This is a genomic window from Micromonospora sp. NPDC049274, assembly GCF_040678875.1.
GTDB lineage: Bacteria > Actinomycetota > Actinomycetes > Mycobacteriales > Micromonosporaceae > Micromonospora.
In genome coordinates this window covers 336,478-348,687 of sequence record NZ_JBFAQS010000004.1, presented here as the reverse complement: position 1 = coordinate 348,687, position 12,210 = coordinate 336,478, and the positions used below count along the sequence as shown (strand labels likewise).

Annotated in this window: 11 protein-coding genes; 9 read left to right on the top strand and 2 right to left on the bottom strand. The window is 68.9% G+C overall.

All coding sequences use genetic code 11. The annotated features are described in order from the left end of the window. Nucleotides 1-23: 23 nt before the first annotated feature. The gene (locus AB0K10_RS10515; protein ID WP_363682001.1) at nt 24-779 is read left to right on the top strand and encodes an alpha/beta hydrolase; all 756 of its coding nucleotides are present in this window, start codon (nt 24-26) and stop codon (nt 777-779) included. A gap of 30 nt (nt 780-809) precedes the next feature. Here AB0K10_RS10515 and AB0K10_RS10510 read toward each other — a convergent pair whose 3' ends face one another. Beyond that, nucleotides 810-1,451 carry a GNAT family N-acetyltransferase gene (locus AB0K10_RS10510; protein ID WP_363681999.1) on the bottom strand — a complete coding sequence of 214 codons (642 nt, stop codon included), beginning with the start codon at nt 1,449-1,451 and terminating at the stop codon, nt 810-812. Nucleotides 1,452-1,713: 262 nt separating this feature from the next. On the opposite strand from AB0K10_RS10510, the gene AB0K10_RS10505 reads away from it, so the two are divergent. From AB0K10_RS10505 to AB0K10_RS10495, 3 genes are all read left to right on the top strand, one after another. Then, nucleotides 1,714-2,328 (top strand): HD domain-containing protein, encoded by a 615-nt coding sequence (locus AB0K10_RS10505; protein ID WP_363681997.1) that lies wholly within the window; start codon nt 1,714-1,716, stop codon nt 2,326-2,328. A gap of 193 nt (nt 2,329-2,521) precedes the next feature. Next, nucleotides 2,522-3,475: a hypothetical protein gene (locus AB0K10_RS10500; protein WP_363681995.1), complete on the top strand. Its 954-nt coding sequence runs from the start codon at nt 2,522-2,524 to the stop codon at nt 3,473-3,475. Between the two features lie 151 nt (nt 3,476-3,626). After that, nucleotides 3,627-5,480, top strand: a complete 1,854-nt coding sequence (locus AB0K10_RS10495) for an adenylyl cyclase (protein ID WP_363681993.1) — start codon at nt 3,627-3,629, stop codon at nt 5,478-5,480. Nucleotides 5,481-5,560: 80 nt separating this feature from the next. Here AB0K10_RS10495 and AB0K10_RS10490 read toward each other — a convergent pair whose 3' ends face one another. After that, the gene (locus AB0K10_RS10490) at nt 5,561-6,757 is read right to left on the bottom strand and encodes an FAD-dependent monooxygenase (protein ID WP_363681991.1); all 1,197 of its coding nucleotides are present in this window, start codon (nt 6,755-6,757) and stop codon (nt 5,561-5,563) included. A 62-nt stretch (nt 6,758-6,819) separates the two neighbouring features. Between AB0K10_RS10490 and AB0K10_RS10485 the strand changes: the two genes are divergently transcribed. The 5 genes from AB0K10_RS10485 to AB0K10_RS10465 all read left to right on the top strand — a co-directional run bounded on the left by AB0K10_RS10485 (nt 6,820) and on the right by AB0K10_RS10465 (nt 12,096). Beyond that, complete coding sequence (locus tag AB0K10_RS10485) at nt 6,820-7,482, top strand: helix-turn-helix domain-containing protein (RefSeq protein WP_363681989.1); 663 nt, start codon at nt 6,820-6,822, stop codon at nt 7,480-7,482. Between the two features lie 95 nt (nt 7,483-7,577). Beyond that, the gene (locus tag AB0K10_RS10480; RefSeq protein ID WP_363681987.1) at nt 7,578-9,965 is read left to right on the top strand and encodes a discoidin domain-containing protein; all 2,388 of its coding nucleotides are present in this window, start codon (nt 7,578-7,580) and stop codon (nt 9,963-9,965) included. Between the two features lie 116 nt (nt 9,966-10,081). Beyond that, on the top strand, nt 10,082-10,744 hold the full coding sequence (locus AB0K10_RS10475) for a tetratricopeptide repeat protein (RefSeq protein ID WP_363681985.1): 663 nt from the start codon (nt 10,082-10,084) through the stop codon (nt 10,742-10,744). 16 nt (nt 10,745-10,760) lie between these two features. Beyond that, nucleotides 10,761-11,186, top strand: coding sequence for an NUDIX domain-containing protein (locus tag AB0K10_RS10470; protein ID WP_363681983.1), 426 nt, complete (start codon nt 10,761-10,763; stop codon nt 11,184-11,186). A gap of 160 nt (nt 11,187-11,346) precedes the next feature. Then, nucleotides 11,347-12,096, top strand: a complete 750-nt coding sequence (locus tag AB0K10_RS10465) for a DinB family protein (protein ID WP_363681981.1) — start codon at nt 11,347-11,349, stop codon at nt 12,094-12,096. Nucleotides 12,097-12,210 lie beyond the last annotated feature (114 nt).

Here is a 12,210-nt window from a genome sequence, read left to right as displayed (position 1 = left end):
GCGCGCCGGCGCACCGTGTGGGCATGGAGATCTATCACGAGACACATGGCAGTGACGAGGGCCGGCCGCTGGTGCTCATCCACGGCGCGCTCTCCGGCATCGGCACCTCGTTCGGCACGATCCTGCCGTACCTGGCGAAGTCCCGGCGGGTCATCGCCGTGGAGTTGCAGGCGCACGGCCACACCCCGGACGCCGACCGGCCGCTGACCGTGGAGCACTTCGCCGCCGACGTGGTCGAACTGCTCGACCGGCTGGGTGTCGAGCGGGCGGACGTGTACGGCTGGAGCATGGGCGCTGCGGTGGCGCTGCGCCTGGGCACCGACCACGCCGAGCGGGTCGGGCGGCTGGTCCTCGCCTCGGTGAGCTTCGAGGACGCCGGCCTGCACCCGGGGCTGCTCGACGGGATCCAGGATCTGCAACCGGAGCACCTGCACGGCTCGGAGTTCCACGAGGAGTACCTGCGGACCGCGCCGGACCCGGCGGGCTGGGCCAACCTGGTCACCAAGATGAAGGTGCTGGACGCGAACCTGCCGCGCTGGACGCCCGAGCAGATCCGGGCCCTGGCCGCGCCCACCATGATCGTGCTGGCCGACTCGGACATCGTCCAGCCCGAGCACGCGGTACGGATGTTCCGGCTGCTCGGCGGCGCGGTGCCCGGTGACCTGACCGGTCTGCCGGCCTGCCGGCTGGCCATCCTGCCGGGCACCACCCACACCACGATTCCGCAGCGCGCCGACTGGCTGGCCCCGATGATCGACGAGTTCCTGAGCGACGGGTGAGGCCCGCCTGGGCGGTGGACGCCGGAGTGGCTACTTCTCCAGGAGCAGCGCTTCGGCGCCCACCGGTCGAAAGCCGGCCGCCTGGAAGGCCCGCACACTGCGCGCGTTGCCGGCGGCCTGCTGCGCCCAGACCGGCTGACCGTCGGGCACCAGATGCCGGGCGGCGGTCGCCAGCGCCCGGCCGAGGCCCCGGTGGCGCACGTCCTCGTCGACCTCGATCGCCGCCTCCCAGCGACCCGCCACTCCACGGCCGAGGACGACCACGCCGCCCTCGGCCGCCCAGACGCGGACGTCGTCACGGCGTTTGCGCGCCCGGGCCTCGCGGGGATGGTCGACGTCGGTCAGCTCGCGCAGCGCGACCGGGGGAGCGCCGGTGAGCGGGGAGGCGACGGTCAGCAGGTCGATCGTGTCCGTCGACCGGCCGGTGCGATCGAGCAGCGCGCCGAGGAAACGCGGATTCATCGTGGCCGCCAGACCGTCGCAGTCGAGGGCGGCCAGGGTGTCGCGGACCCAGTCGGGGTCCTCGTCGGTGAACACCACGGAGTGCGCGGTGAACGCGATGACCCCGGCGTCCCGACGGCTGTGCTGCGCCACGATCGTGGTCCCGCCGTCCGGGGGCCGGAAGTGCCCGCGTGCTGCCGCGGCCAGGATGTCGGCCAACGTGTCACCCACGATCGTCGCCTCCCCGTTGCGAGCCAGCGTCCATTCTCACCGGTCAGAGGGGAAGTCCGCCGCCCCACTGTCGATCCGCATCTGGTGGGCCAGTCTGGTTGACCTCGTTCTCCCTTCGATGCACGCGGCGCAGCGGGCATCGGACAGCCGGCCAGCAGGCTGTCGCTAGAGTTGGTAATTCGGTCGGTGCTGTCGCCGATGGCTGTCGGGAGAGCATGTGGCCATACGGGTGGCGAGTGCGATGTTTGGGGGAGGTAGCCGCTTGACGACCGAGCATCGGATGCTGCTTCCCACCGACGAGCAGATCCGGGCGCTGCATGAGCGGTTCGCGCCGACCGAAGAGGCCTTCGAGCTCGTCTACACCCATTGCGAGATCATCTGCGCGGTGGCCGAGCAGCTCCTGGCCGACTACCCCCTGCCCCTCAACGCCGCTCTCATCCGTGCGGGCAGCCTCCTGCACGACATCGGCGTCTACCGCCTGTACGACGCGGCGGGACAGCTCGACCACGGGACGTATGTCCGGCACGGGATTTTGGGGCACACGTTGCTGCGTGATCTCGGGTTCCCCGAGTTGGTGAGCAGGTTCTGTTCTCATCACACCGGGGTCGGGCTCACCCGTGAAGACGTGCTGCATCAGGGCCTGCCGCTGCCAGTTCGCGACTACACGGCTGACACGGTGGAGGAGCAACTGGTGATGTATGCGGACAAGTTTCACAGCAAGACGACGCCGCCAACGTTTGTGACGGCGAGTTCCTACGCTGCCAGCGTGCGGCGGTTTGGTGACGACAAGGTTGACCGCTTCGCGGCAATGGTGGAGATGTTCGGTGAGCCGGACCTTCTGTCCCTGTCCCGCCGCTATCAGCATCCGATGGTCTGACATGTTCGGGCGTTTCTACGCGGGAGGTGCTGGCTGCCCTGGGACGTAAGTCAGCGTCGGGGGTGAACTAAAGTCACGTCGGGGTAGACGTGCGGTAGATGTGGCTGACCGGCCGAGACGCGACGATCGGGGAGTGAATACACCCAGCCTCCCAGGGCGGCGCGACCTGCTCATACCGGTACAGGTCACCGCGATGGCGGCGCTCAGCGCGGTGAGCGCGGAGTTGTTGGCGGCGTACGGCGACAGTAGTGGGCATCTGGGCCTGGCCGCGTTCTCTGTTGTCTACTTCTCCGCGCTCTACGGCGCCCCGGCGCTGCTCGCACGAGAGGTTGCCCGGCGAGCGGGTTGGGGCTGGCCGTCGCTGTTGTTGCTCTTCCTCGCCCTCGGCCTCACTCAGGCCTGCATTATCGACCAATCCATGTTCAGCGACGACTACGGGGGATACGACGGCTGGGAAGAGAGCTGGAAGGCCACCCTTGTTCAACCTCTGGGAATCAACGCCTCCAACACTCTGAACTTTCTCGTGGGCCACATAGTCTTCAGCTTCGGCGCGCCAGTCGTCCTCGCCGAGGCCTGGCGTCGCGACCGCGCCCGCGCGCCGTGGCTTGGGCGACGTGGCTTGATCATCGCCGGACTTGCCTACCTCGCGGCTGCGACCCTCATCATGTTCCAGCCCGGGTCGCACGCGGCGTCGCAGACCCAGTTGGTGGTGTCGGTCGGACTGGTTGTCGGCTGCGGAGGGCTGGCTGCCCTGGTCGGCCGGCGCCATCGTCAGCGACCCGCGCCGGAGGTGCGACGCGGTCGCCCGGCGCCGACCATCGCGGTGACCTTCGCGATCGCGCTGGTCCTCGCCGTGGCACGGGCGCTCGTGGCCGAGACCTGGGCGGGATTAGCGCAGGGCGTCGTCGTGACCGCCCTCGCGGCTGCCTTTGTCTGGTGGTCGGCACGCCGTCCGGGATGGGGGATCCGGCACGCAGCGGCAGTCGCGCTCGCGTTCCTGGTGGCCAACGGCCTGCTGGCCTTCACCTACTTTCCCCTGCTGGGCGAGGTCTCGGCCGGCGCCAAGTACGCCCACAACGTGGTGATGCTGCTCGTCGTCCTCACCGCTGGCTGGTTCGCGCTCAGGGCGGGCGGGCGCCGGGCCTGACATCTCACGACGAGGTGGGCGAAGATGTCCAATCCGCCGCCCGTGACGACATGGCGTGGGGCCGGAGAACCGGGTAGAAACATCAGAGAGCGCTCTCACCGCCCCCAGCTGCGCCGGGAGCACGCCCCGGCCAGCGGAGAGGACGAACCACATGACAAGCCCGTCCCGACGTACCCTGATCCTCGCTCTTCTGGTCGCCACCACGGTCGCGACGAGCGGCACCGCCGCGACCGCCGGCCGCCCCACGCACGGCGCACCCGACTTCGGGCCGAACGTGACGATCTTCGACCCGACCATGCCGGTCGGCGAGATCCAGCAGACCCTCGACGCCGCGCACGCCCGACAGGTCGACAACGAGATGGGCACCGAGCGGCACGCCTACCTGTTCAAGCCGGGCGCGTACGGCACGGCCGAGCAGCCGTTGCAGGCCAAGGTCGGCTACTACACCGAGGTTGCCGGCCTGGGCGCCGCGCCCACCGACGTCGCCGTGAACGGCAAGCTGGAGGTCTACAACCGCTGCCTGGCCGACGGCGGCACCGGCAACTGCCTCGCGCTCGTCAACTTCTGGCGCACCCTGTCCAACCTCTCGCTCACCGTCAACGGCGCCGGGCAGGACGGCTGCCGATCGACGGCGAACTTCTGGGCGGTGTCCCAGGCGGTCTCGATGCGCCGGCTCAACATCACCGGCGGCGGCCTGTCCCTGATGGACTACTGCACCGCCGGCCCGCAGTACGCCAGCGGCGGTTTCATCGCCGACTCCCGGCTGCCGGCCACCACCAACGGCTCCCAGCAGCAGTGGCTCACCCGCAACAGCGAGGTCGCCGGGTGGTCCAACGCCGTGTGGAACCAGGTCTTCGCGGGTGTCGAGGGCGCACCTGACGACGCCACGTTCCCGGACCCGCCGTACACCACGCTCGACACCACCCCGCTGAGCCGGGAGAAGCCCTACCTGTACGTCGACGGCAAGGGCCGCTACAACGTGCGGGTGCCGGCGGCGCAGCGCGACAGCCGGGGCGTCTCCTGGGCCGACGGCATGACCCCCGGGCGGTCCATCGGGATCGACGACTTCTTCGTCGCGAAGCCGTCCGACCCGGTACGACTGATCAACAGCCAACTGGCGCGGGGTAAGAACCTGCTGCTCACCCCCGGCGTCTACGACATCGGCCGCAGCATCGAGATCCGGCGGGCCAACACGGTGGTGCTCGGCATCGGCCACGCCACCCTCACCGCGGTGAACGGCGCCGTCCCGCTGGACGTCGCCGACGTGCCCGGCGTGATCGTCGCCGGCGTCACGATCGACGCCGGCACCGTCGAGTCGCCGGCTCTGCTGCGAGTGGGCCGCCAGCACGGCCACGGTCACAGCAGCCCGGCAAACCCGACCACGCTGTCCGACGTGTACTTCCGCGTCGGCGGCCCGCACATCGGCCGGACGAACACCGCGCTGGAGGTCAACAGCGACAACGTGCTCATCGACCACACCTGGGTGTGGCGCGGCGACCACGGCGTCGAGGGCTTCACCGAGGGCGTCAACGGTGACACCGACCGCTGGCGCACCAACACCGGCCGCTACGGAGCTGTCATCAACGGCGACCATGTGACCGCCACCGGCCTGTTCGTCGAGCACTTCCAGCGGTACAACACCGTCTGGAACGGCGAGCACGGCACCACGATCCTCTACCAGAACGAGCTACCCTACGACCCGCCGACGCAGGCCGACTGGATGAACGGCACGGTCGAGGGCTTTGCCGGCTACAGGGTCGGCGACCGGGTCCGCCACCACGACCTCTACGGCGGCGGGGTGTACGTCTTCAACCAGAACAACCCGTCGATCCACACCGAGAACGGCTTCGAGGCGCCTGTCACGCCGGGAGTGCGACTGCACCACGTCATGACCGTCAACCTCAGCGCCGGCACGATCGACCACGTGGTCAACGGCGTCGGCGACGCGGCCGACATGACAAAGGTCGGCGAGCCGGTCTTCGTCACGCAGTACCCGACGCCGTAGCCGTTTCGGGGCGTACGACAGGGGGCCGGAGCCGGTGTGGCTCCGGCCCTCGACGGCCCCGCTGCGGGTCAGCGCCGTTGTCAGGCCCGCAACGAGCCCGTGGCCGACCCGTAGTCCGGCAGCGGCCGGATCCTGGGCTGTAGGCGGCGTTCCACTCCGGCCATCGTTGCGAGCAGTGGCAGCCGGGCCATCGTGTTGCGAGCCCAGATGCCGCGGCGGCTCTTCGGCGCGATCATGCCGATGAAGAGGTTCGACTGGCTTCGCTCAACAGTCGTGCGGTAGCCCTGCTCGTACCGGCGAAAGGCGATCCGGTGATCCCCGGCAGCCGACGAGAGCTCGCCCGCGAGTCGATACGCGCCGACGAGAGACAGCGTCGCCCCGGCACCCGCAGCCGGTGAGGCACAGTGCGCGGCGTCTCCGGCGAGGGCCACCCGCCCCGACGACCACGACGCCATCCTCACCTGGCTCAACGCGTCGAAGTAGAAGTCAGGATCGGCGAGTGCGCCTGCCAGCAGGTCCGGTACGAGCCATGGCAGGCCCGCGAACGCTTCGCTCAACAGGCGCTTCTGCTGCTCCACGTCGCGGTGGTCGTACGGTATCGGCCGGCTGCGGAAGATGAAGTTCGCCTTCGCCCCGGCGTGGGTGCCGGAGCGGTAGATCGAGGCGGCCCGGCCGGGCCGGTTGTAGAGTGTCACCCACCGCTGCTCACCCAGGGCGGGGTCCGCCTCGGCGAAGGCGAAGTAGTAGCCCAGGTGCTTGACGAACTGTGCTTCCGGGCCGAAGGTCAGGTGCCGCACCGTGGAATGCGTGCCGTCGGCGCCAATGACCAGGTCGAAGCGGCGTGTCGGACCGTGCTCGAAGCCGACCGTCACTCCGTCCTCGTCCTGCTCGATGGCGCGGATGGAATCACCGAAGACGTACTCGACGTCCCTCGTCGCCTCGTAGAGGATCGCGGCCAGGTCACCGCGCATGATCTCTACCTCGGCGCTGGCGGCCCGCCGTTGGATGGCCCGCATGTCGATGCGGGCCACACTTCTGTTGGCGGCGTCCACGAACGACAGGCCGGTGACGTCGGCTGCCGCCGCTCGGATCCGCGGCATGATCCCCATCCGCTCGGCGACCTCAACTGCCTGTCCACGTACGTCAACTCCGTTGCCGCCCTCGCGCAGTCGAGGTGCACGCTCGACCACCGTCGGCGTAAATCCGTACCTGGCCAGCCAGTACGCCAGCGTCGGTCCAGCGATGCTGGCCCCCGAGATCAGAATCCGCCGGTTCATTGACTCCTGCCTTCTGGCATGACGAGGAGCACGCGGGTAGGGCGCGCGGCTTGCGTCATCCGGTGAGGGTTCGTAGTCTAAGTGAAATGCATGTTCCACTTCACGATATGGAACGGACGTTTCAGATGTCAACCCCTGCCGGGAACGGTGTGACCCGACGTCGGGCGGATGCCGTCCGCAACCACCACCTCGTCCTGGAGGCGACCAAGGCGCTCCTCGCCGAGGGTGGCGCCGCCCTGACCGTCGACGCGATTTCGCGCAGGGCGGGCGTCGGGGCGGCTACCGTCGTTCGCATCTTCGGCAGCAAGGAAGCGCTCGTCGACGCCGCCGTGGCCGAGTTGCTCGAACCGCTCATTCAACGAGGCCGAGATGCGCTCTCCGAGCCAGGTGCCGAGCAGGCCCTTCGGGGTTTCCTCATCGAGGCGATCGCGTTCCAGTCCGCCCACTGGGTCATGGGCGAGCGGCTCGGGGGGATGGAGTTGCCCGCCACGACGGCGCAACGAGCCGCTCTGGATCGGGTGGGGCTCGATCTGATCCGCCGGGCCCGCGACGACGGTGCCATCCGTACCGACATCGACGCCACGGTCGTCGCCACGCTGATCAGCGAACTGACCTATGCGATTGCGAGGTCGGCGTCGGCGTCGCGCGCTCTCGCCGAGAGCTACCTGACGGTGATCATGGACGGCCTCCGCCCCCAGCGGGATCGGCCGCTTCCGGCTCCCTGATTCAAATTTTCATCGATCAGTCGCACTCTTGCGGGGAAGCATCCACTGCTGCCACGATGGCCGTCAATGCCTTCCGTCCCGAAGGAGTGGTCCTCATGGCGGTCTCCCGCCGCAGGTTCGTCACGTCCGTCCTAGCGGGGTCCGCCCTCGCCGCCACCTCCACCAGCGAACTGCTCACCACAACGGCGACACCGGCCGCCGCCGCGAGCCCTGTGGGGGACGTGGTCGGCAAGGTGACTGTCGGCTACCAGGGCTGGTTCAGCGCGCCCGGCGACTCGGCGCCCATCGGCGGCTGGTGGCACTGGAGCCGCGACCGCTTCCAGCCGCCGTCGCCGTCGAACACCACGATCGTGTCCTGGCCGGACATGCGCGAGTACACGCGCAGCTATCCCACCGCGTACCCCAACCTCGGCAACGGCTCGCCGGCCACCCTCTTCTCCTCGTACGACCAGCAGACGGTGGACACCCACTTCCGCTGGATGCAGGAGTACGGCTGCGACACCGCCGCGCTGCAACGGTTCAACCCGACGGGCGACGAGGGGCCGACCCGCGACGCGATGACGCAGAAGGTCCGCTCGGCGGCCGAGCGCTACGGCCGCAAGTTCTACATCATGTACGACGTCACCGACTGGTTGACCATGCAGACCGACATCAGGACCGACTGGACGACGAAGATGTCGGCGCACACCGCGTCCAGCGCGTACGCCCGCCAGAACGGCAAGCCTGTCGTCTGCATCTGGGGCTTCGGCTTCAGCGAGTCGAGCCGACCCTTCACCCCGGGGCCCTGCCTGGACGTCATCAACTGGTTCAAGGCGCAGGGCTGCTACGTCATCGGTGGCGTGCCCACCTGGTGGCGGCAGGGCATCGAGGACTCCCGCCCCGGCTTCCTCGACGTCTACCACGCCTTCCACGCCATCTCGCCGTGGATGGTCTACCGGGCCCGGACCGTGGAGGAGCTCGACTCGTACTACAACAACGTCAACGTCGGCGACATGGCCGACTGCGCGGCGCGCGGCATCGACTACCTGCCCTGCGTGATGCCCGGTGACCTGGCCGGTGGGCACCGCAAGCACGGCGACTTCTACTGGCGGCACATCTACAACATGGTCCGGCTCGGCTCCCAGGGCCTCTACGTGTCCATGTTCGACGAGTACAACGAGGGCAACCAGATCGCCAAGACGTCCGAGACGCAGGCCACCACCCCGGCCGGCGCGAACATCCGGGCTCTGGACGAGGACGGCGTCGCCTGCTCCTCCGACTACTACCTGCGCATCACCGGCGACGGCGGCCGGATGCTCAAGGGTCAGCTCGCACTCACCGCCGTACGCCCGACGCCGCCGATGGTCGGCACCCCGCCCCCGGCCACCGGAAACCTCGCCGCCGGCCGGTCCACCTCGGCGAGCAGCCAGAACGGCTCGTTCGCGGCGTCCAACGCGGTGGACTCCGACGCCGGCAGCTACTGGGAGAGCGGCAGCGGCTCGTTCCCGCACTGGTGGCAGGTCGACCTCGGCGCCAGCTATCCGGTCAACAAGCTCGTGGTGCGGCTGCCCGCCGGCTGGGGCGCGCGCACCCAGACCATCACCGTGCAGGGCAGCGTCGACGGCAGCTCCTTCTCGACAATCGCCGGGGCCTCCGCGTTCGCCTTCGACCCGGCGACCGGCAACACCGTCACGCGCACGCTGACGACCACCACGGCCCGCCACATCCGGCTGAGCATCGCCGGCAACACCGGCTGGGCGGCGGGCCAGCTATCCCAGGTCGAGGTGTACGCCTCAAGCGGCACCACGGACAACCCGCCGACCGCCCCGAGTGGCCTCACGTCGACCGGCCGCACGTCGAGCAGCGTGTCCCTGGCCTGGACGGCGTCGACCGACGACAACGGCGTGACCGGCTACCAGGTGCGCCAGGGCGGCACGGTGGTCAGCACCGTCACGGGCACCACGGCGACCGTGAGCGGGCTCAACGCCTCCACCTCGTACACCTTCACTGTCACCGCCCGCGACGCCGCCGGCAACACCTCGGCGGCCTCGAACGCGGTCACGGTCACCACCGACGCCCCGGCCAACTCGGACCTCGCCCGCGGTCGCTCCACGAGCGAGAGCAGCCACGTCCAGAGCTACGGGTCGGGCAGCGTGGTCGACGGCGACGCGAACAGCTACTGGGAGAGCGCCAACAACGCGTTCCCGCAGTGGGTCCAGGTCGATCTGGGCGCGACGCGCACGGTCGGGCGGGTGGTGCTGAAGCTGCCGCCGTCGTCAGCCTGGGCGACCCGCACGCAGACCATCGCCGTGACGGGCAGCACCGACGGGAGCAGCTTCGGCACGCTTGTCTCCTCGGCGGCGCGGACCTTCAACCCGTCGATGGGCAACCAGGTGGCGCTGACGTTCAGCGCCGCGCAGACCCGCTACGTGCGTATCACCGTGACCGGTAACACCGGCTGGCCGGCCGGGCAACTGGCGGCACTGGAGGTGTACGCCAGCTGACCGGTTGTGGGGGCGGCCGCCGGACGCCGACCGGCGGCCGCCACCCATGCGGCGAACGGGCGCAGCACTAAACTGCTGACCCGGGACGCAGTGGCGATGCCGGGACGGGGGCGGCGATGAGCGCCGAAGATCGCAACGAACGGGCCAGGGTCCTCTATGAACACGCCGTGTTCAGCGGCGATGCCGGCGTGCTGGTCGACGCCGAACGGGACCTGGACGCGGTGGAGGCCGACGCCGCGCTGGCCCGGGGGCGGATCCTGCACGCGCGATTCCTCAATGAACGCGCCGTCAGCGGCTCGTCACCCGTCGAGGATCCGGCCGAACTGCGGTTGTTTGAGCGTGCGATCGAGCTGTACCAGGCGCTGGGCGACACGCGTGGCCAGGCCGAGACGCTGTTCTGGATCGGCTGCCTGCATCAGGTGATCCGGCGCGACAACGAGACCGCGGTTCCGTATCTGGCACGGTCCCACCGGATGGCGGCGCAGGTCGGCGACAAGCCCACTCAGGCCGAGGCACTGCGACACCTGGGCATCGCGGCGCACACGGCCGGTCGACTGGACGAAGCGCGCGAGCGGCTGGAGGAGTCGTCACGGCTGCGCCGAGAGGTGGGAGCGCTGCCTGGCGTGGCCGCCAACATGGTCGGCCTGGCCTACATCGCCGCTGCCCAGGACCGCCATGCGGACGCGCTCGCGACACTCGACGAGGCCAACGCCATCGCCCAGGCCCACGGCGCCCATGCCATCGTCCGGCAGATCGAGCAGGCAAGAACACAGATCTAGGCACTAGCCTCGACTGATGTCGTCAATCCGCCCGGTCGCCCTTGCCGTGCCACGTCGTGGTGAGGACCTGCTCGTGTTCGAGAGTCACGACTCCGCGAAGGACGAAACCTTCTACCGTCCCCTGGGCGGCGGGATCGAATTCGGCGAGACAGCCGAGGCCGCCGTACGTCGCGAACTGCGCGAGGAGCTCGACGCCGAACTTCTCGACGTACGCCTGCTGGGCGTTCTGGAAAACCTCTTTCACGCGTTCGACCGCGCCGGGCATGAGATCGTCTTCGTCTACGACTGCCGCCTCACCGACCAGTCGCTCTACGAGCGGGACACGGTAGGCGAAATACTCGACGAGCCGGGCACGAAAGTCGTGTGGCGTTCCCTGAGCAGCTTCACCGCAGGCGGCCCGCTCTATCCCGCAGGTCTCGCCGACATGCTTCGCGGCCGCTAGATCGTTGACCGGTATTTCTCCTCTTCACTCGTGCCACTACTATCTCCTCAGCTCCCGGTCAATGGTCCCGAATGGAACCCCTGTCCGGAAACCTCCGGGCAGCCCAATGCTGGGATCTTGATTTGGTGGTCTTGTCGTACCGGGCCCCTACGGTGTGCCGATGACGCGATTCGTGCAGCAGCCCGACTACGAGGGTGCGGAGTTCATCGACCTGTCAATGGCCAGCGCAACCTTCCGCGAGGTGGATCTCAGCGGCGCCCGGATGCGTGGCGTGCTGCTGTTGAACGCCGACATCGACGGGGCGATCGACGGCCTGCGCGTCAACGGCGTGGAGATCATGCCATTGATCGAGGCCGAGCTGGATCGCCTGCACCCCGAACGGCTTCGACTGCAGCCAACCACACCCGAGACGATGCGCGATGCGGTGGATGTCATCGAGGAGCTGTGGCAAGCGACGCTGCGACGCGCAAGCGTGCTGCCAGAGGAAGCCGTCCACAGATCAGTGAACGACGAATGGTCGCTCGCCCAAACCCTGCGCCACACGATCTTCGTCGTGGACGCCTGGTATGGCCACGCGGCGGCCCTTCGCCCGAACCCGTTCCATCCGATCGGCGTACCCGCATCGTTCACCACCAACGGCACCGAGTTCGGCATCGACGAGTCGGCCGCGCCCACCCTCGGCGAAATCCTCGCCGTGCGCGCCGAGCGGATCGCCGATCTGCGCGCATATCTGGCGCAGGTCACGCAGGAGGAGCTGGACCGCGTGCGGGGGCCGAACACCGCGATCGGCTGCCCGCCGCCCGCCGAACGTACGGCGGTCAAGTGCCTGCAAGTCATCTTCAGCGACCAGTGGGCGCACGTGCAGTTCGCCGACCGCGACCTGGCCATCCTGGAACAGGAGTATGCGTGATGCTCCGGGAGGCCCACTGCTGAGGCCGCGATCTGGCACAACTGGACGATCGACGCACCCGTCGAACGCTCCTTGATCGCCTACGACCATTGATGACCTGCCCGGAATTACCGG